The sequence below is a fragment of the Curtobacterium sp. C1 genome, from assembly GCF_021049325.1.
Classification (GTDB): Bacteria; Actinomycetota; Actinomycetes; order Actinomycetales; family Microbacteriaceae; genus Curtobacterium; species Curtobacterium citreum.
Window position 1 is genome coordinate 1,648,407 of the sequence record NZ_CP088076.1, and the last position, 17,464, is coordinate 1,665,870.

At 71.4% G+C, this 17,464-nt stretch carries 20 protein-coding genes; 13 read left to right on the forward strand and 7 right to left on the reverse strand.

Annotation, left to right across the window (positions count from 1 at the left end):
- Positions 1-27 precede the first annotated feature (27 nt).
- The 5 genes from aroQ to LQK89_RS08035 all read right to left on the reverse strand — a co-directional run bounded on the left by aroQ (position 28) and on the right by LQK89_RS08035 (position 4,456).
- Positions 28-624 carry a gamma subclass chorismate mutase AroQ gene (aroQ, locus tag LQK89_RS08015; protein WP_231050699.1) on the reverse strand — a complete coding sequence of 199 codons (597 nt, stop codon included), beginning with the start codon at positions 622-624 and terminating at the stop codon, positions 28-30.
- Positions 621-866, reverse strand: coding sequence for a hypothetical protein (locus LQK89_RS08020; protein WP_180225244.1), 246 nt, complete (start codon positions 864-866; stop codon positions 621-623). The genes aroQ and LQK89_RS08020 overlap by 4 nt, the downstream gene beginning before the upstream one ends.
- Before the next feature lie 225 nt (positions 867-1,091).
- On the reverse strand, positions 1,092-2,036 hold the full coding sequence (locus tag LQK89_RS08025; RefSeq protein ID WP_231050700.1) for an acetamidase/formamidase family protein: 945 nt from the start codon (positions 2,034-2,036) through the stop codon (positions 1,092-1,094).
- On the reverse strand, positions 2,033-3,424 hold the full coding sequence (locus tag LQK89_RS08030; RefSeq protein WP_231050701.1) for an APC family permease: 1,392 nt from the start codon (positions 3,422-3,424) through the stop codon (positions 2,033-2,035). The genes LQK89_RS08025 and LQK89_RS08030 overlap by 4 nt, the downstream gene beginning before the upstream one ends.
- Positions 3,425-3,523: 99 nt before the next feature.
- Complete coding sequence (locus LQK89_RS08035) at positions 3,524-4,456, reverse strand: proline iminopeptidase-family hydrolase (RefSeq protein ID WP_231050702.1); 933 nt, start codon at positions 4,454-4,456, stop codon at positions 3,524-3,526.
- Between the two features lie 86 nt (positions 4,457-4,542).
- On the opposite strand from LQK89_RS08035, the gene LQK89_RS08040 reads away from it, so the two are divergent.
- Positions 4,543-5,319, forward strand: a complete 777-nt coding sequence (locus LQK89_RS08040; protein ID WP_231050703.1) for a FadR/GntR family transcriptional regulator — start codon at positions 4,543-4,545, stop codon at positions 5,317-5,319.
- Here LQK89_RS08040 and LQK89_RS08045 read toward each other — a convergent pair.
- The gene (locus LQK89_RS08045) at positions 5,274-6,854 is read right to left on the reverse strand and encodes a Na+/H+ antiporter (RefSeq protein ID WP_231050704.1); all 1,581 of its coding nucleotides are present in this window, start codon (positions 6,852-6,854) and stop codon (positions 5,274-5,276) included. The genes LQK89_RS08040 and LQK89_RS08045 overlap by 46 nt on opposite strands.
- A gap of 194 nt (positions 6,855-7,048) precedes the next feature.
- Between LQK89_RS08045 and LQK89_RS08050 the strand changes: the two genes are divergently transcribed.
- The 3 genes from LQK89_RS08050 (at position 7,049) to LQK89_RS08060 (ending at position 9,365) form a co-directional block, all read left to right on the forward strand.
- Positions 7,049-7,849 carry a COG4705 family protein gene (locus tag LQK89_RS08050; RefSeq protein WP_174778529.1) on the forward strand — a complete coding sequence of 267 codons (801 nt, stop codon included), beginning with the start codon at positions 7,049-7,051 and terminating at the stop codon, positions 7,847-7,849.
- A gap of 71 nt (positions 7,850-7,920) precedes the next feature.
- Positions 7,921-8,604 (forward strand): DedA family protein, encoded by a 684-nt coding sequence (locus LQK89_RS08055; protein WP_231050705.1) that lies wholly within the window; start codon positions 7,921-7,923, stop codon positions 8,602-8,604.
- On the forward strand, positions 8,601-9,365 hold the full coding sequence (locus tag LQK89_RS08060; RefSeq protein WP_231050706.1) for a COG4705 family protein: 765 nt from the start codon (positions 8,601-8,603) through the stop codon (positions 9,363-9,365). Before LQK89_RS08055 ends, LQK89_RS08060 begins: the two co-directional genes overlap by 4 nt.
- A gap of 108 nt (positions 9,366-9,473) precedes the next feature.
- Here the strand turns inward: LQK89_RS08060 and LQK89_RS08065 are convergent, their stop codons facing one another.
- A complete protein-coding gene (locus LQK89_RS08065) occupies positions 9,474-11,054 on the reverse strand; it encodes a helix-turn-helix domain-containing protein (RefSeq protein ID WP_231050707.1) in 1,581 nt (526 codons plus the stop codon).
- Positions 11,055-11,277: 223 nt separating this feature from the next.
- Here LQK89_RS08065 and LQK89_RS08070 point away from each other — a divergent pair, with 223 nt between their 5' ends.
- From LQK89_RS08070 to LQK89_RS08110, 9 genes are all read left to right on the forward strand, one after another.
- Entirely contained in the window at positions 11,278-11,574 is a 297-nt protein-coding gene (locus LQK89_RS08070; RefSeq protein ID WP_141861452.1) for a flagellar FlbD family protein, read from the forward strand.
- A gap of 1 nt (position 11,575) precedes the next feature.
- Positions 11,576-12,400, forward strand: a complete 825-nt coding sequence (locus tag LQK89_RS08075) for a motility protein A (protein ID WP_058740398.1) — start codon at positions 11,576-11,578, stop codon at positions 12,398-12,400.
- Positions 12,401-12,402: 2 nt separating this feature from the next.
- The gene (locus tag LQK89_RS08080; RefSeq protein ID WP_231050708.1) at positions 12,403-13,338 is read left to right on the forward strand and encodes an OmpA/MotB family protein; all 936 of its coding nucleotides are present in this window, start codon (positions 12,403-12,405) and stop codon (positions 13,336-13,338) included.
- Between the two features lie 141 nt (positions 13,339-13,479).
- Positions 13,480-14,358, forward strand: a complete 879-nt coding sequence (locus LQK89_RS08085) for a flagellar motor switch protein FliM (RefSeq protein WP_141861453.1) — start codon at positions 13,480-13,482, stop codon at positions 14,356-14,358.
- Positions 14,355-15,059, forward strand: coding sequence for a flagellar motor switch protein FliN (gene fliN / locus LQK89_RS08090; RefSeq protein ID WP_231050709.1), 705 nt, complete (start codon positions 14,355-14,357; stop codon positions 15,057-15,059). The genes LQK89_RS08085 and fliN overlap by 4 nt, the downstream gene beginning before the upstream one ends.
- 8 nt (positions 15,060-15,067) lie before the next feature.
- Positions 15,068-15,592 carry a FliO/MopB family protein gene (locus LQK89_RS08095; RefSeq protein WP_231050710.1) on the forward strand — a complete coding sequence of 175 codons (525 nt, stop codon included), beginning with the start codon at positions 15,068-15,070 and terminating at the stop codon, positions 15,590-15,592.
- The gene (gene fliP / locus LQK89_RS08100) at positions 15,589-16,410 is read left to right on the forward strand and encodes a flagellar type III secretion system pore protein FliP (RefSeq protein ID WP_231050711.1); all 822 of its coding nucleotides are present in this window, start codon (positions 15,589-15,591) and stop codon (positions 16,408-16,410) included. The genes LQK89_RS08095 and fliP overlap by 4 nt, the downstream gene beginning before the upstream one ends.
- Positions 16,410-16,685, forward strand: coding sequence for a flagellar biosynthesis protein FliQ (fliQ, locus tag LQK89_RS08105; protein WP_058740403.1), 276 nt, complete (start codon positions 16,410-16,412; stop codon positions 16,683-16,685). The genes fliP and fliQ overlap by 1 nt, the downstream gene beginning before the upstream one ends.
- Positions 16,685-17,461, forward strand: a complete 777-nt coding sequence (locus LQK89_RS08110) for a flagellar biosynthetic protein FliR (RefSeq protein WP_058740404.1) — start codon at positions 16,685-16,687, stop codon at positions 17,459-17,461. The genes fliQ and LQK89_RS08110 overlap by 1 nt, the downstream gene beginning before the upstream one ends.
- Positions 17,462-17,464 lie beyond the last annotated feature (3 nt).

The window sequence follows — 17,464 nt, forward strand, 5'->3', positions numbered from 1 at the left end:
CTGTTCGCGTCGGTGTCGGCCTCGGCGTCAGTCGGTGCAGAAGTTCGACCACGCGACGTGCAGGCCCTTGCGCTGCAGCGAGTCGAGGCCGGATTCGACCCGGTGCCGCTCGGCGTCGACGGCGTGGGTGCAGCGCGGCGCCGCGGCGATCGTCGCGACCGCCGCGAGCCGGTCGACCAGGTCGTCGTCGATCTGCGTGATCTGCGTGCGGACGGCGGTCAGGTCGGGCGCGGTCGTCGGGGCGGACCACGGCTCGTGGGTCCACCGTGTGAAGAGTCCGCGCTGCACGAGTTTGCTCGCCGCGATCTGGTCGCGGAGCACCCGGGTCACGAGGTCCGGGTCGACGCCCTCGGCTCGGGCCCGGGCGACGCCCGCGTCGACGACGGCCTGCTCGCGGGCCGGGTCCGCGATCGGCTTCCCGCTCAGCCACTTGCTCTCCGCGACGGGCTCGGCCAGGGCGAGTCGGCTGACGACGAGGTCACCGACGCCCGAGAGCCGCCCGGCATCGGTGCCGGCGGTGGTGGTCGTGTCGGCCGCAGCCGGTGCGGCGATCGCGGGCTGCGCTGCGACGAGGCCGGAGCCGACCACCGTGGCGATCAGGCTCAGCAGCACGGCGGTCGTCATCGCGGTCCGTCGTCCAGCGGTGCGGGTGTGGCGTTCCATGGGTGTTCCGTCTCCTCGTCGTCCAGGAAGCGGATCGTCACGTCCTCCGTCCGACGGCGGATCGCCCGGCGCAGGGGCTCCACCACGAGTTCGCTCCACGTCGGGTACACCTCGACGTGGTCGACGTCGGACGCGCACGAGCACGGTTCGACCACGGGCACGTCGAGTCCGGGGTAGACCGTGGTGACCTGGTGCAGCACCATGCCGCCGCTCCTTCCTTTCGCCAGACGATCGTCTGACGACAGGAAGGTACCGCCGCGGCCGGCTCCCGCGCGATGAGGGTGCGCTCAGCCCGCGGTCCAGTGCTCCGGGCGGATCGTTGTGCGGCGTGCCGCCGCACAACGCGGAGCACTCCGCGCCACGGCGAACCATGGCGCGGAGTGCTTCCCGTTGTGCGGAGCGCAGTCGGCCGGGCCGCCCGCCGCAGCTCAGCCCGCGGCGCCGCCCAGCACCGCCTTCGGCACCCGGTGCAGCGTCACGGCACCCGCCGCGGCGAACGGGTGCAGCGGGTCCGGGTCGCCGGACCCCGTCGGCCCGCCGAGCTTCGAGTCGCCCACGGCGCTGAGCACCGCGTACGCGTCCTCGGCGCTCCACCCGTGCTGGTCGACCAGGAACGCGAACGCGTCCTCGTACCCGCGACGGACGCTCTCCTGCACGGGGTCGCCGAGCCCGACGAACAGCCACTCCTCGGGCGTCTCGATGCGCGGCGCCCGGAGCGCGGGCCCGCCCTGCAGCAGGTCGACGGAGACGATCGCGGTGCCCTGGGCCTCGATCGCGACGAAGGACGACTCGCCCTCGGCCATGATCGCGTGCACGTCGCCGATCGACAGGAGGGCGCCGGGGACCCGGACGGGCAGGTACACGGTGGAGCCGGGGCGGGCCTCGGTCACGTCCATGTTCCCGCCCTCGGCGTACGCGGGCATGATCGTCGAGTTCGTGCCCTCGGCCGGGGCGACGCCGATGCAGCCGATCATCGGGCGGACAGGGAAGCGGTGTCGGTCAGAGACCTGGACCACACCGTCGGAGATCGGGCAGCGGCGCGCGAAGACCCCATCGGGCATGACGTGCTGGAGCGCGCCGGACCCGGGGAGCGAGACCGACCAGCCGTGCGTCGTCAGCTCGATGTCGTGGATGTGCACGGCCAGGGTGTCGCCCGGCATCGCGCCCTCGACGTACACCGGGCCGGTCACCGGGTTGATCGGTGCCTGCAGCTGGGCCAGGTCGTGGTGCCGGTCGAGTTCGGCGTACACGGCGTCGGTCGTCTCGAAGCCGATCGTCTCGCCGCTGCCCGGGGTGATGCGGAGCACGGGCTCGCGTGCCGGGTCGAACCCGGGGACGCCGAGGGTGTTCGGCAGGTGGTGGTCGGGGGTCATGCGTGGTCTCCTTCCGAGCCGACCTCGGTCGACCGTCCCGTCGCACGGTAGTAGAGGAACACGGCCGCACCGACGACCAGCCAGACGATGCCGCCGACCTTGGCCTCGACCGCGGCGTTGAGCAGCACGTACCCGATGATCAGGAAGCCGATGAGCGGGACGACCAGGTGCAGCAGCCAGTTGCGCGACTTCCCCTTCACGACGTGGTGCACGAACACCGAGACGTGCAGGAGCATGAAGCCGAACAGGGCGCCGAAGTTCACCAGGGACGAGATCGTGTCGATCTGCCCGACGAAGAACAGCACGAGGATCGCGGACAGCACCGAGACGACGATGATCGCGTTCTGCGGGACCTGTCGGCCGTTCAGCTTGTGCAGGAACGCGGGGAGCTGCCGGTCGCGGCTCATCGAGAACAGCAGGCGGCTCGTGGCGGCCTGCGCGGCCATGGCGTTCGCGATGCCGACGGCCAGGACGTTCACCGCGAAGAACGCCGTCGCCCACCCGCTCGACGAGGCCTGTTCGACGATCGAGAAGAAGGCGTTGCCGACCTCGCTGTCCGGGAACGCGTCCCGGCCGGCGGCCAGGGCGGATGCGAGCCACGTCTGCAGGACGAACAGGAACGCGACGATCACCAGCGCCAGGATCATCGCGAGTCCGGCGCCACCGCGGCGGCCGGTGGACTCCTCGGACAGGGTCGAGATGCCGTCGAAGCCGAGGAAGCTCAGGACCGCGATGGACAGGGCGCTCGCGATGAGCGGCGCGGAGACCTTCGACGGGTCCCACACCTGGTCGGTCGAGAACGAGGCACCGGGCACCGTGCCGCCGGTGAGGGCGACGATCGCGATGACGACGAAGATCGCGACGAACACGAGCTCGATGAGCAGGAAGATGCGGTTCGCGAGCTTGAGCGACGAGACGCCGAGCAGGTTGATGACGGTGTTGATCGCGACGAAGAGCAGCGCCCACAGCCAGCGGGGCGTGCCGGGGAAGATACCGACCATGCTCTCCGCGGCGAACACGTAGAGCAGCGTCGGGACGAGCAGGTAGTCGAGCAGGATCGCCCAGCCGGCGAAGAACCCGGCGGTGGGGTGGATGCCGCGGCCGACGTAGGAGAACACGCTGCCCGCGAGCGGGATGGACTTCGCCATCTGCGCGTACGCGAGCGCCGTGAAGATCATCGCCACGAGACCGACGAGGTAGACGAGCGGCACCATGCCGCTCGACGCGTTGTAGACGGTGCCGAAGATCGCCCAGGGGGCGATCGGCACCATGAAGACGAGCCCGTAGACGAGCAGGTCGGTGGTGGACACGGAGCGCTTGAGCTCCTGCTCGTAGCCGTAGGCCTCGAGCTGCTGCTGTGCGGAGAGCTCGCTGTGCTGCTGCGACATGACGGTTCCGTTCGGGGAGACGGTGCGTGGGTGGGGGGAGCCGGACGGGAGGATCGTGGCGGGGTGGTGCCGCGCCTCCCGTCCGTGTGGGGTCGCGACCTAGGAGGTGGGCCGGTCCGCGACGGTGGGGTGGTCGTCGTGCGTCGCCGCGAACGCGGCGACGACGCGGCGGAACTCCTCCGGCTGCTCCAGGTGGGTGCAGTGGCTGGCGCCGGGGAAGACGTGCTGGCGGACGTCGGCGATGCGCTCGACGAAGGGCTGCCAGGTGGCGGGGGTGGCCTCGTCGTGCTCGCCGGCGACGACCAGGGTGGGGACGGCGACCCGGTCGAGCCGGTCGACGATCGTCCAGTCGCGCATGGTGCCGATGACGTGGAACTCGTTCGGGCCGTTCATCGTGTGGTAGACCGTCGGCTCCTGTTCCATCTGGGTCTCGGAGTCGACGAAGTCCTGCGGCATGGGGACGACGCGGCAGACGTGGCGCTCGTAGAAGACCTGCGTCGCGGCGAGGTACTCGGGGTCGTCGACCGTGCCGGCCTGCTCGTGCCGGGTCAGGGCGTCCTGGACGTCCTCGGGCAGCTGCGCGCGGAGCTCGGCGGCGCCGTCGACCCAGAGCTGCATCGACGCGGGGGAGTTGCAGATCATCAGGCTGCGCAGGTGTTCGGGCTGCCGGACGGCGATCTCCGCGCCGAGCATGCCGCCCCACGACTGCCCGAGGACGTGGTGGTCGCCGAGGCCCAGGTGCTCGACGAGCGCGGCGTACTCGTCGACGAAGAGCTGCGGGACCCAGGTGTCGACGGGGGCGTCGGGACGGTGGGAGCTCTGCCCGCAGCCGAACTGGTCGTGGTGGACGACGGTCCGACCGGTCTCGTCTGCAAGGGCCGCGAGGTTCCGGAGGTAGTCGTGGGCCATGCCGGGGCCGCCGTGCAGCACGACGAGCGGCAGTGCACCGGGGGTCGGGGAGTCGGGTTCGGTGACGCGGTACCAGGTGTGGCCGTCGCGGAACGGCATCGTGCCTTCGGTGATGCGGGACATGCCGCTCAGCATGGCTCCCGAAAAGGTCTGCTGCAAGACCTTTTCCGGTCCTTTAACGTGGACGAAACAGGACAGGAGGGGCCGACGTGGCGGAACGCGCGCCGGAGAGCCGGGTCGACGAGGTCGAGGACCGGCTCGTCACCGCGGTCGCCGTCGGGGAGTACCTGCCCGGGTCCCGGCTGCCGCCGGAACGCGAGCTGACCGGCCTGCTCGGGGTCGGGCGGGTCACCGTCCGAGCCGCCCTCGCGCGCCTGGTGGACCGTGGGCTCCTCGAGACGCGGCGCGGCCGCGGCGGCGGGACGTTCGTCCGGACGCAGTGGCCGGACTCGTCCTCCGAGGCGGTCGGGCGCACGATGACCGCGCGGTGGGCCGGCATCCGCGAGACCGCCGACGCGATCGCGCTCCTGCACGGTGCCCTCGCCACGGCGGCCGCCGAGCGGATCGCCGACGACGAGCGCGGGGCACTCCGCGCTCGTCTCGAGGACTTCCGGGCCGCGGAGTCCGGGCTCGCGAAGCAGCAGGCCGACGCCGTGCTGCACCGGACGATCATCGACGCGGCCCGGAACGACGTGCTCGCCGCGACCCTGGCCGGGCTCGAGTCGCAGGTGTCGATCGCGGCGCCCGCGCACCTCTGGGGGACCGCGGAGGGCATGGCCGAGATGGAGGCCCGGGCGCTCCGGGAGCACGAGGCGCTCGTCGACGCCGTGTGCGACGGGGCGACGGTGACGGCCGGGCAGATCGCGCGGCGGCACGTCGGGATCGACCTGGAGCTGCTCGAGCGGGCGATGCTGCGGGCGGGGCAGGTGCCCGCGCGGGGTCAGGGTGGGGTCGAGCCCTCGAGCCGCGCCTCCTCGGCGTCGTAGCCTGCGCGGACCTGGCGGAGGACCAGGTCGTCGATCTCGTCGGCGTCGCGGAGCCGCAGGAGGGTCGCCGCCTTGTGGCGGACGAGCGCGAGCTCGAGCGCAACGGCGGAGTCGTGGCGCTGCAGGGCCGGGTGGTCCTCGTCCTCCTCGGCGCGGGCCTCGATGACGTCCAGGTGTGCCTCGTAGTCCTTCCGGATCCGCGCCACCGTCGCCAGGTCGGCGCCGGCGGAGCGTGCGAGTCGGGGGAGAGCGTCGAGCGCCTCCTCGATGGCCGTGCGCTCGGCGTGCCGCCGCTCCTCGCCGACCGACTCGTCCTCCGGCAGGGCCGCCCGACGGAGCACCGCCGGCAGGACGAGCGCCTGGCCGACGATCGTCAGGACGACGACGCCCGCCGTGACGAACACGATGAGGTCCCGCTCCGGGAACGCGCCCCCGGACTCGAGCGTGCGGGGGACGGCGACCGCCATCGCGAGCGACACCGCGCCCCGGAACCCGGCGAAGCCGCTCACGAGCCGGTCGCGGCGGTCCTCGCGGGGCTCCCCGCCGAAGCGCCGGGTGACGAGCCAGACCGTTCCACCGATCGTGCCCTCGAACGCGAAGCGCACGAGGACCAGCACGACCGAGACCGCGACCACGAGCCCGACGCCGCTCCACAGTTCGCGGGCGTCGAGCTCCCGCGCGGCCACCATGGCCTCGATGCCGACGAGCACGAACAGGGCGCCGTTGAGCAGGTACGTCAGGAAGGACCAGAACGCGCGGACCTGCTGCCGGGTCTCGGCACGGTCGAGCTTCGGTGCGACCTGGCTCACCACGATGCCGGCCGCGACGACCGCGAGCACGCCCGAGGCGCCGATCGCCTCGGCGCCGAGGAACGCCGCGAACGGGACGAGCAGCGTCACGAGGTTCTCGAGCACCACGGTGTCCACCCGGCGCAGCACGAGCGAGCCGAGCCACGCCGCGAGGAGCCCGGCCGCGACCCCGCCGACGTAGGAGAGCACGAGCATCCACGAGACGCTCCAGAACGTCAGCTGCTGGGTGCCCACGGTCACGGCGACCGCGATGCCGTAGACCACCAGGGTCGTGCCGTCGTTGACCAGGCTCTCGGCGCGGAGCACCGTGACGTTGCGACGGGGCAGCATCTTCGTCAGGACGCCCACCGCCGTGGCGTCGGTCGGGGCGACCGCGGCGCCGAGCACCCACGCCGGCCCCCACGGCATGCCGAGCAGGTGCAGGAGCGTGGCGACGACCCCGGCCGTCACGACGACGAGCACGGTCCCCATCAGGACGATCCCGCGGAGGTTCTTCCGGATCTCCCGGAGCGAGGTCGTCAGGCTCTCCCAGTACAGCAGCGCCGGCAGGAACAGCAGGAGCACGGCGTCCGCGGGGAGCTCCACCGTCCCGAAGGTCGGCACGAGCGCGAGCAGCGCACCGATCACGAGCAGGAGCACCGGCGGCGCGACGCGGATGCGGTCGGCGACGGCAGCCGTCACGGCGATGGCGAGGCCGAGGGCGACCACCAGTTCAGGACCGAGCACGTGTCTCCTCGAGGTTCGTCCGACCTGTCAGTCAACTCCGGACGTGCTGCTGGATCTTCCCGATCCGCGTTCCGGGGGTGCTGCGTCGAGCCCGCGACGATTCTTGGAGGAGTCTTGCGCGACCCGCCCTACCGTCGGGGCTCCGCCGAAGCCCGCCTCCCTGCGGAACGGCTCGCCCCGACGAGGAGAACACCATGTCCCACTCGCCTGTCGTGCCGCTGCGCTCGCGGACGCGCTCGAACAAGGTGCCCGACCCGACCGCGTCGTTCTGGATCATCAAGGTCCTCGCCACCACCGTCGGTGAGACCGCGGCGGACCTGCTCAGCGACACCGTCGGTCTGGGGCTGCCACGCACGACGCTGGTCATGGCGGTCGCGCTGGCCGTGTTCCTCGTCCTCCAGTTCCGGTCGCGCTCCTACCGGCCGCCGGTGTACTGGATCACCGTCGTGCTCATCAGCATCATCGGGACCTGCGTCACGGACGACCTCACCGACGGCCTCGGTGTCCCGCTCGCGGTCAGCACCACCGTCTTCGGTCTCGCGCTCCTGGCGGTCTTCACGATCTGGTACCGGGTCGAGGGCACCCTCTCGATCCACGGCATCGACACCGTGCGGCGGGAGGCGTTCTACTGGCTCGCGATCCTGTTCACGTTCGCGCTCGGCACGGCAGCCGGTGACCTCATCGCCGAGCAGACCGGGCTCGGGTACTTCCCGTCCCTGCTGCTCTTCGCCGGCGCCATCGCCCTGACCGCAGCGGTCTGGTTCATCGGCCGCCGCGGTGCGGTGCTCTGCTTCTGGATCGCGTACGTCCTCACCCGCCCCCTCGGCGCGTCCACCGGCGACCTGCTGTCCGCGTCGCCGCAGGACGGCGGCCTGGGCATCGGCACGATCACCACGAGCATCGCGTTCTTCGTCGTCATCGCAGCGATCATCAGCGTCCTCGTGATCCGGATCCGCCGCGACGACACCCAGCAGCGCAGCCGCCTCACCGTCTGACCCGATCCGCCGGTGTCGCCGTCCGTTCGGGTGACGACGGCACCGGCCCTGCACCTCGTGAAAGGCACATCGTGCTCTCCACTCTCCCGCTGGCCGTGAGCCTGTTCGACGCGGCGTCCGTCCTGCACGCCTTCGGCCCGTACGTCCTCGCCGGGATCGCGCTGCTGATCTTCATCGAGTCCGGGGTCCTGTTCCCGTTCCTGCCCGGCGACTCCCTGCTCGTCACGGCAGCGATCATCAGCAGCACCCTCGGTGTGGCCCCGTGGCAGGTCGCCGTCGTCGCGTCCGTCGCCGCGATCGCCGGGGACCAGGTCGGCTACTGGATCGGGAAACGCTACGGACGGCGCCTCTTCAAGGACGACGCCCGCATCCTCACGACCGCCCGCCTCGACGAAGCGGAAGCGTTCTTCACCAGGTGGGGCGGCCTGAGCCTGGTGCTCGGACGGTTCGTCCCCATCGTCCGCACCTACGTGCCCCTCGCTGCGGGCACCGCGCAGATGCACTACCGCCGGTTCCTGCTGTTCAACCTCATCGGCGCGATCTCCTGGGCGTGCGGGTTGACCGTCGTCGGCGTGCTCCTCGGCGGCATCCCGCTCGTCGCGCACAACATCGACGCGCTGATGATCGTCATCGTCCTCGTCTCGATCCTCCCGATCGTCATCGGCGCCCTCCGAAAGCGCCACGTCGCCCGCAAGCGGCGCGAGGCGGCCGCTGAGGCCTCCGAGCCCGCCGGACGGACGGCCGGCGACCGATGAGTGACACGACCGCAGTGCAGAACCGGGTGCCTGAACCCACGGCGTCGTTCTGGGTGATCAAGGTCCTCACCACCGCGATGGGGGAAGCGCTCTCCGACTTCCTCGTCACCCGGTTCGACCCGGTCCCGACCGTGTTGACCACCGCGGTGCTCTTCACCGCGGTCCTCGCCGCGCAGCTCCGAGCAGACCGGTACCGGCCCTGGCTCTACTGGGGCACCGTGTCCATGGTGGGTGTGTTCGGCACCATGGTCGCCGACGTCACCCACGTCGCACTCGGCGTCCCCTACCTGGTGTCCACCCCGGTGTTCCTCGCGGCCCTGGTCGCCGTCTTCGTCCTCTGGCGCCGCATCGAGGGCACCGTCGACGTCCACACGATCACCAGCACCCGCCGGCAGCTGTTCTACTGGGCCGCTGTCATCACGACCTTCGCGATGGGAACGGCGGCCGGCGACCTCGCCGCCAGCACCCTCCACCTCGGGTTCCTCAGTGGCGGCCTCGTCTTCACGGCCGCGATGCTGATCGTCGTCCTCGCTCGCGCCGGGACTGTGCTCGGACCGGTCAGCGGGTTCTGGACCGCCTACGTCCTCACCCGTCCGGTCGGCGCGTCCTTCGCCGACTACGTCGCCGTCCCGTGCGCCCGAGGCGGCCTCGACATCGGCACCGGGCTCGTCAGCGCGGTCCTCGTCATCGCCATCGCGTTCGCAGTGGCCTGGACCACGACGCAGCGGGCCGGCTCGATCGGAGCAGCCTCCTCGCGCTGACCGCCCGTCGAACCGGCGACCTCGCAACACGCAACGTTGGCGGTTCCTCGCAGCGGAGTACCGCTGCGGGGAACCGCCCACGTTGCGTTCCGCGGAGGGGGAGGAGGGTCAGTCGTGGAACGTCTCGATGGACGCGCCGAGCGAGTTGAGGCGCTCCTGCAGCTGCTCGTACCCGCGGGCGATGATGCCGACGTTGCGCAGGACGCTCTCGCCCTTCGCCGCGAGCATCGCCAGCAGGATGACCACCGCGGGACGGAGGGCCGGCGGGCAGCTGACCTCGGCACCGGAGAAGTGCGTCGGGCCGGTGACGTCGAGCCGGTGCGGGTCGCGCAGGGTCACGCTGGCGCCGAGCCGGGTGAGGTCGAGCAGGTGGATCGCCCGGCCCTCGTAGACCCAGTCGTGCACGAGCGTCGTGCCCTCGGCCATCGCCGCGATCACGACGAAGAACGGCAGGTTGTCGATGTTCAGGCCGGGGAACGGCATCGCGTGGATCTTGTCGATCGGCGCGTGCAGCTCCGAGGGGTGGACCGTGATGTCGACGAGGCGGGTCCGACCGTTCGCGGCCGAGTACTCCTCGCTGACGTCGAAGCGCAGGCCCATCTCGGCCAGGGTCGCGAGCTCGATCTCCAGGAACTCGATCGGCGCACGCGTCACGGTCAGGGTCGATGACGTGACGATGCCGGCGGTCAGCAGGCTCATCGCCTCGACCGGATCCTCGCTGGGCCAGTAGTCCACGACCTCGTCGATCCGGCTCTTGCCCGTGATCCTGAGCGTCGTCGTGCCGATGCCCTCGACCTGCACCCCGAGGAGCTCGAGGAAGAAGCAGAGGTCCTGCACCATGTAGTTCGGGCTGGCGTTCCGGATGGTGGTCACACCGTCTCGGGCGGCGGCGGCGAGGATCGCGTTCTCGGTCACGGTGTCGCCGCGTTCGGTCAGGACGACGGAGTGCGCCGGGACGTCCTGGTTCGCGACGCCGACCTCGTACCAGCCGGAGGTCGCCTCGACGTCGACTCCGAAGGGGCGCAGTGCGATGAGGTGCGGCTCGACGGTCCGGGTGCCGAGGTCGCAGCCGCCGGCATAGGGGAGTCGGAACGACCCGTACCGACCGCTCAGCGGGCCGAGGAACATCAGCACGCTCCGGGTGCGGCGCGCGGCGTCCGCGTCGATCGCGTCGAGGTGCAGGTCCGACGGGGCGACGATCTCCAGGACCTCGCCGTCGGGCGACCAGGTGACGGTCGCGCCGAGGCTGCGGAGCACGTCGATGATGCGGTCGACCTCGACGATGCGCGCGACCCGGTGCAGCCGCGTCACGCCACGGTTCAGCAGCGAGGCGCAGAGCAGCGCGACGGCCGCGTTCTTGCTCGAGTTGACGGCGATGGAGCCGCTGAGCTTCCGTCCGCCCTGCACCCGCAGGTGCGAGCGCTGCGGTGCGCCGCCGATCGAGACGATCTGCTGGTCGAGCGCTTCGCTGATGCGCGTGAGCATCTCGAGGGACAGGTTCTGGCCACCCTGCTCGATCCGGTTGATCGCGCTCTGGCTGGTCCCGACGCGCTCGGCGAGCTGCGACTGGGTCATGCTGCGTCCCTTGCGGGCGCCGCGGATGAGCGCGCCGACCTCGCGCAGGGGCGCGGTGGCCGCTGCGGGAGCGGCCGGGTCGGTGGGCGTGACGACGGTGGTGGTGTCGGACATGGGCGTCACGCTAACACGCTCATGAGATAAAACAGGGGACATCCCGGGGCTGATTCGCAGGAACGGATCGGGAATAACTCGTCCATGAGAACTTGGGCGACGGGTGTGGTGCGGCTCCTAACGAGGTCGGGACCTCCGCCGATAGCCACCGGTGCAGGACCACGGACGGGCCTGCATCCCGCCCCACGGACGGCGGCGGGACGATCGAGAACCAGGACGGGCCATGATCGTCGTCACACGACTCAACGGCAGCGCATTCGCTGTCAACCCGGATCTCGTGGAGCGCATCCAGGAGACGCCGGACACGACCCTCATCATGGTCGACGGGGCGAAGTACATCGTCCGCGAGTCCATGACCGAGGTGATCGACCTCGTCGCCGCGTACCGCGCCCGGATCGTCGGGATGGCGTACGGCACCGACGCGCAGTCCGTCCAGAACGCGGGCGGTCCCCACTCCCTCGCACCCGTCGCGGCCCTGCCGAGCAGGCCGACCGACGCCCGCGCGGACGGGGGGCGCTGACGTGGACATCGCGACCATCGTCGGCATCCTCGTCGCCTTCGGCGCCCTGTTCGGCATGGCGCAGATGGAACACGTCGAGCTCGCCGGACTGTTCCTGCCCGCCCCGATGCTGCTCGTGTTCGGCGCGACGATCGGCTGCGGCATCGCGAGCACCACGCTGAAGGACGCGATCGCCGCGTTCAAGGCGGTGCCGAAGGCGTTCACGGGCAAGGTCACACCGCCGCAGGCCGTGATCGACGACGTCGTCGGGCTCGCCGAGACCGCCCGCTCGAACGGTCTGCTCGCGCTCGAGCAGGAGGCGGACAAGCACGACGACCCGTTCATGAAGAAGGCGCTGCAGAACATCGCCGACGGCACCGACGGTGACGAGCTCCGGATCCTGCTCGAGGACGAGATCGAGTCGAACGCCGCACCGCTGCGGAGCGCGAGTGCGTTCTTCATGGGCCTCGGCGGCTTCGCCCCGACGGTCGGCATCATCGGCACGGTCGTGTCGCTCACCCACGTCCTCGCGAACCTCGGCAAGCCGGACGAGCTCGGTCCGCTCATCGCGAGCGCGTTCGTCGCGACGCTCTGGGGCCTGCTCACCGCGAACTTCCTGTGGCTCCCGTTCGGCGGCAAGCTCAAGAAGCTCGCGCAGCTCGAGTCGGACCGTCAGACCCTCCTGATGGAGGGGCTGCTCGCCGTGCAGGCCGGCAGCCAGCCCCGCCTGCTCGGTGAACGCCTGACCGCGATGGTCCCGCCGACCGCCCGCGGCGACGCGAAGGGCGGCAAGGGCGCGAAGGGCCGGGCGTCGGCGGACGTCGACGACCAACAGCTGGCGGCCTGACCGTGAGCGCGAACCCCCGGGGCCGCGGACGCGGTCGGAAGCGCGGCGGCCACGACGAGGCCGAGCACCCCGACGAGCGGTGGATGGCGTCCTACATGGACATGATCACCGTCCTGATGTGCATGTTCCTCGTCCTGTTCGCGATGTCGTCGGTCGACCAGCAGAAGTTCATCGCCCTGAAGACCTCGCTCGCGACCGGCTTCGGCGAGGTCAAGTCCGACAAGATCGACACCGCGTCCGGCACGGTCGTGTCGAAGTCGCAGGTCACGAAGGACGGCAAGGGCTACGCGACCGACAAGTCGAAGGCCGACCACTCGACCGCGGCGTCCGGCGCGAAGGACACCAACGTCGACCCCGCGTCCACGGTCGTCCCGCCGGTCGCGTCGAAGGCCGACCTGGCCGCCGCGCAGCACGAGTTGGACGACCTCAAGGCGATCGAGTCGGCGATCCAGGGCAACCTGGACAAGGCCGGCGAGCAGGCGAACGTGCAGTTCACGGTCGACGCCCGCGGGCTCACGGTCCGGCTGATCGGCAGCGAGACCTACTTCGGCACGAACAGCGCCGACCTCTCCGACCAGGCGCGGCGGATCATGGACGCCATCGCCCCGGTCCTGCGGACGAGCAACCACGACGTGAGCGTCGAGGGGCACGCCGACCAGCGGAACTCGACCGCGCCGTACGCCACGAACTGGGAGCTCAGCGCCGCCCGGGCGACGGGCGTGCTCCGTGACCTGGTCGAGCGCGGTGGGATGCCCGGCGAGCACGTGCAGAGCGTCGGCTTCGGGTCGAGCCGCCCGCTCGCGAAGGGCGACTCGGACGCGGACCTCGCGCTCAACCGCCGCGTCGACATCGTCGTGCTGTCGAACGCGGACCAGGACGTCAGCAGCCTGATGCTCGCGCTCGCGACCGCGCAGGACGGAGCGCACGCCGCCGGCTGACACACGACGAGCGAACACATGCCGGAGCGCCCCGGCGCAGCGGCACAGCGGGATGGCAACCGACGAGGCGCACGCGCCCCACCGGCCCCAGTCCGGGGGCCAGCACTGACGCGCGCCCGCCGGCGGCCGACAGACGCAGCCGTGACCGAGACCCTGCCAGCGCCCGAGGTGTACGACTTCGCGCGCCCGTCGACGCTCGCCCGCGAGCACGCCAGGGTCCTCGAGCTCGCCTTCGAGACCTTCGCCCGGCAGTGGGGCACGCAGCTGACCGCCAAGGTCCGCGCGGTCAGCCAGGTCACCTGCGAGCAGGTCGAGATGACGACGTACGACGAGTACGCCGCGTCGCTGCCCGCCCTGACCGGCATGGTGCTCCTGCCGATCGCCGGCATCGCACCCAAGGGCGTGCTGCAGGTACCGCTCGACGCCGCCCTGACCTGGGTGTCGCACGCCCTCGGCGCCTCGAAGCCGCTGCCGACCCCCGACCGCACCTTCACCCCGATCGAGCAGGCGCTCGTCCGGAAGATCGTCGAGGACGCCCTCGACGACCTGCGCTACTCGTTCGGCGGGCTGCTCACGCACGAGGTCGCGACCGGCGGCTTCCAGTTCAACAGCCAGTTCGCCCAGGCCGCCCAGAAGGGCGACCTGATGATCGTCGCCTCGTTCGCGATCCGCGTCGGCGACCGCGTCGCACCGGGGACCCTCGCACTGCCGGCCGAGGCGCTCCTGCCGCAGCTCGGCGAGGACACCTCGAGCGTCACCGCCGCCGACGCGAAGGCCCTGCTCGACGCGCAGCTCGCGGCGGTCCCGGTCGGTGTCAGCCTGCGCTTCGCGCCGGCCACCGTGCTCCCCGCCCGGGTCCTCGGCCTCGCGGTCGGCGACGTCCTGCCGCTCCCGCACCCGCAGCACCGCCCCCTCACCATCGCCGTCGACGGCGAGCCCGTCGGCACGGCCGCCGTCGGCGCGAACGGTTCGCGCCTCGCCGGCATCGTCGTCACGACCACCACGGAGCAGCACGCATGACCACGACCACCCTCCACACCGCAGCCGCCGAGTCGCTCGCAGCGCAGCTCCCGACGGCGGCCCCCCTGTCCGCGGTGGCACAGCCTGGAGGCGCGCCCGCGGTCGTGCTCGAAGCGGCTGCCGACGCGGTGGTCGCGTCCTTCGTCGGCGGCCTGTCGGCCGACCTGGCCCTGGTGCTCACCGACCTGGAGGCCGTCGTCGCCGCCGGCGGCACCGACCACGGGATCATCGCGGTCACCGACGTCCTCCGCCCGTCCCTCGAGGCCGCCGCCGAGGTCCTCGGCGTCGGGGTCCTCGGCGAGGCCCGCCGCGAGTCGGCCGCGTCGCTGTTCGCCGACCCGGAGACGGTCGTGTTCGCACTGACCGCCGGCGGCGTCCCCGGCGGGTGGTTCGGCCTCCGCGTCCGCGAGAACGGCACCGTCTCGGCCCCGGCCGCCACGCCCGCCGTGCCGACCGGGAACCTCGGCCGGATCAACAACGTCGAGATGACGCTGACGGTCGAGATCGGCCGCACGCGCATGTCCGTCCGCGACGTGCTCGGCATGGAGCCGGGCGCCGTCGTCGAGCTCGACCGCAGCGCCGGGGCCCCCGCGGACGTGCTGCTGAACGGTCGACTCATCGCCCACGGCGAGGTCGTCGTCGTCGACCAGGACTACGCGGTCCGCATCACGAAGATCCTCGACGTCGCCGAGAGCGTCTGAGCCCGGCCGTGGACACGCTCGTCATCGTCCTCCGCGTCGCCCTGTCACTCGGCGTCGTGCTCGCCCTGATGTGGGTGCTGCACCGCCGCGTCTCGAAGGGGCAGCTCGGCCGACCGAAGGCCCGCGGCCGCCGCGCCGCGTCCGTCGAGGTCGTCGGGCGCACCGGCATCGGGGGCAAGGCGAGTGTCGTCGTGGTCGACGTCGAGGGGGAGCGCCTCGTCCTCGGCGTGTCCGAGCACGGGGTCGCGCTGCTCACGAGCGGACAGGCACCCGCGCCGGAGCCCGAGCTCGCGATCGTCACGTCCGCCGACCGGTTCCGCGCCGAGCTGGAGCAGCAGGACGACCCCGCCACGATCCTCCCGGTCGGTGCAGCCGACACGACCGAGGTGACGGCGTCGCTGCCCATGCGTCCGCGCAACCGGCGTCCGCAGCGCACCGTCGTGCCGACCAGCCGTCAGCTGCAGGGTTCGATCCTGTCCGCCGACACGTGGCGGCAGGCCGCGGCGGCGCTCCGCGACCGGCGGGCCGGGTGACCGCCGCACGCGTCGGCCGCCTCGTCACGCTCGTCCTGCTCGGCGCGGCGGTGCTCGCCGGCCTGCTGCTCCTGGACCCGACCGGCGCGCACGCCGCCGGGGTCGTCCAGCCGAGCGCTCCCGCGACGCCCACCCCGCCCGCGACCGGGGACTTCAGCGTCAGCGTGAACGGTCCGGACGGCAGCCCGTCGTCGGCCGTGGTGACGCTCCTCGGCATCACGCTCCTCAGCGTCGCCCCGGCGCTGCTGCTCATGATGACGTCGTTCACGAAGATCTTCGTGGTCCTCGCGATGACCCGGAACGCCCTCGCGCTCCAGGGCATCCCGCCGAACCAGGTCCTCGCCGGACTCGCGCTCTTCCTGTCGCTCTTCGTGATGGCACCGGTGCTCGGGCACATCAACGACGACGCCCTGCAGCCGTACCTGGCGGGGCACGTCGACTTCGCGACGGCGGTCGAGGTCGGGACGAAGCCGCTCCGCACGTTCATGCTGCACCAGACGCGCGAGGAGGACGTCGCGCTCATCACCCGCGCGGCCGGTCAGGCCAACCCGCAGGACATGGACGCCGTCCCGATGACGACCGTGATCCCGGCGTTCGTGATCTCCGAGCTCCGCAGCGCGTTCATCATCGGGTTCGTCATCTTCATCCCGTTCCTGGTGATCGACCTCGTCGTGTCCGCGGCGCTGATGTCGATGGGCATGATGATGCTCCCGCCGGTGATGATCTCGCTGCCGTTCAAGATCCTGCTGTTCGTGCTCGTCGACGGGTGGGGGCTCATCATCCAGTCGCTCATCCAGAGCTACCAGGTGGTGCACTGATGAACCAGCAGGCCGTCATCGACCTCACACTCCAGGCGCTCCTGGTGTCGGCGAAGCTCGCCGCCCCGGTCCTCGTGACCTCGCTCGTCGTCGGGTTCGCGATCTCGCTGTTCCAGTCCGTGACCCAGATCCAGGAGGTCACGCTCTCGTTCGTGCCGAAGGCCGTCGCCGTCGCGATCGCCCTGGTCGTCTGCGGCAACTGGATGATCTCGGAGATGGTGGCGTTCACGCACGTCGCGTTCGACATGATCCCGAAGCTGCTCGGGACCGGCTGATGGACCTCGTCGTCGACGGCGCGCGGCTCGAGGCCACGATGCTCGCCGGGGTGCGGCTCGTGGCGTTCTTCGTCATCGCGCCGCCGTTCTCGTACCGGGCGTTCCCGGCGACGATCAAGGTCGTCCTCGGGCTCGCCCTGGCGATCGGCCTCGCGCCGCACGTCGGCGCCGGGTACGTGCAGGCGGACACCGGGGCGTTCCTCCTCGCCCTCCTCACCCAGCTCGCGGTGGGGCTCGGGCTCGGGTTCCTGGTGTTCCTCGTCTTCGCCGCCGTGCAGTCCGCCGGTGCGCTCATCGACCTGTTCGGAGGGTTCACCCTCGCGCAGGCGTTCGACCCGCAGTCCCAGGTGAACGGCGCGCAGTTCACCCGGCTGTTCCAGATGGCGTCCCTCGCGCTCCTGTTCGCCAGCGGGGGCTACCAGCTCATCGTCGGCGGACTCGTCCGGTCGTTCGACGCGGTGCCCCTCGTCGGCACCGACGGAGCACCCGGCACCTTCGCGGTCGGGTCACTCGCGGCGCTGCTCGTCACCGCGATGTCGCAGATGTTCCTCGCCGCGCTGCAGATCGCCGGCCCGCTCGTCGTCGTGCTGTTCCTGGCGGACGTCGGACTCGGCCTGCTCACCCGGGTCGCACCCGCGCTGAACGCCTTCCAGATGGGCTTCCCGATCAAGATCGGGCTGACCGTCGTGTTCGCCGGCGCGCTCTTCATGGCCCTGCCCGCGGTGGTGTCGTCCCTCACCGGGGACGCCGTCGCCGCGATCACCGGGCGGGGGTGACGG

What these genes read in the sequence shown, in the direction of transcription:
- aroQ (WP_231050699.1), bottom strand. Translation starts at nt 624, where the DNA reads ATGACGACCGCCGTGCTGCTGAGCCTGATCGCCACGGTGGTCGGCTCC.
- LQK89_RS08020 (WP_180225244.1), bottom strand. Translation starts at nt 866, where the DNA reads ATGGTGCTGCACCAGGTCACCACGGTCTACCCCGGACTCGACGTGCCC.
- LQK89_RS08025 (WP_231050700.1), bottom strand. Translation starts at nt 2,036, where the DNA reads ATGACCCCCGACCACCACCTGCCGAACACCCTCGGCGTCCCCGGGTTC.
- LQK89_RS08030 (WP_231050701.1), bottom strand. Translation starts at nt 3,424, where the DNA reads ATGTCGCAGCAGCACAGCGAGCTCTCCGCACAGCAGCAGCTCGAGGCC.
- LQK89_RS08035 (WP_231050702.1), bottom strand. Translation starts at nt 4,456, where the DNA reads ATGTCCCGCATCACCGAAGGCACGATGCCGTTCCGCGACGGCCACACC.
- LQK89_RS08050 (WP_174778529.1), top strand. Translation starts at nt 7,049, where the DNA reads ATGTCCCACTCGCCTGTCGTGCCGCTGCGCTCGCGGACGCGCTCGAAC.
- LQK89_RS08060 (WP_231050706.1), top strand. Translation starts at nt 8,601, where the DNA reads ATGAGTGACACGACCGCAGTGCAGAACCGGGTGCCTGAACCCACGGCG.
- LQK89_RS08065 (WP_231050707.1), bottom strand. Translation starts at nt 11,054, where the DNA reads ATGTCCGACACCACCACCGTCGTCACGCCCACCGACCCGGCCGCTCCC.
- LQK89_RS08070 (WP_141861452.1), top strand. Translation starts at nt 11,278, where the DNA reads ATGATCGTCGTCACACGACTCAACGGCAGCGCATTCGCTGTCAACCCG.
- fliN (WP_231050709.1), top strand. Translation starts at nt 14,355, where the DNA reads ATGACCACGACCACCCTCCACACCGCAGCCGCCGAGTCGCTCGCAGCG.
- fliQ (WP_058740403.1), top strand. Translation starts at nt 16,410, where the DNA reads ATGAACCAGCAGGCCGTCATCGACCTCACACTCCAGGCGCTCCTGGTG.
- LQK89_RS08110 (WP_058740404.1), top strand. Translation starts at nt 16,685, where the DNA reads ATGGACCTCGTCGTCGACGGCGCGCGGCTCGAGGCCACGATGCTCGCC.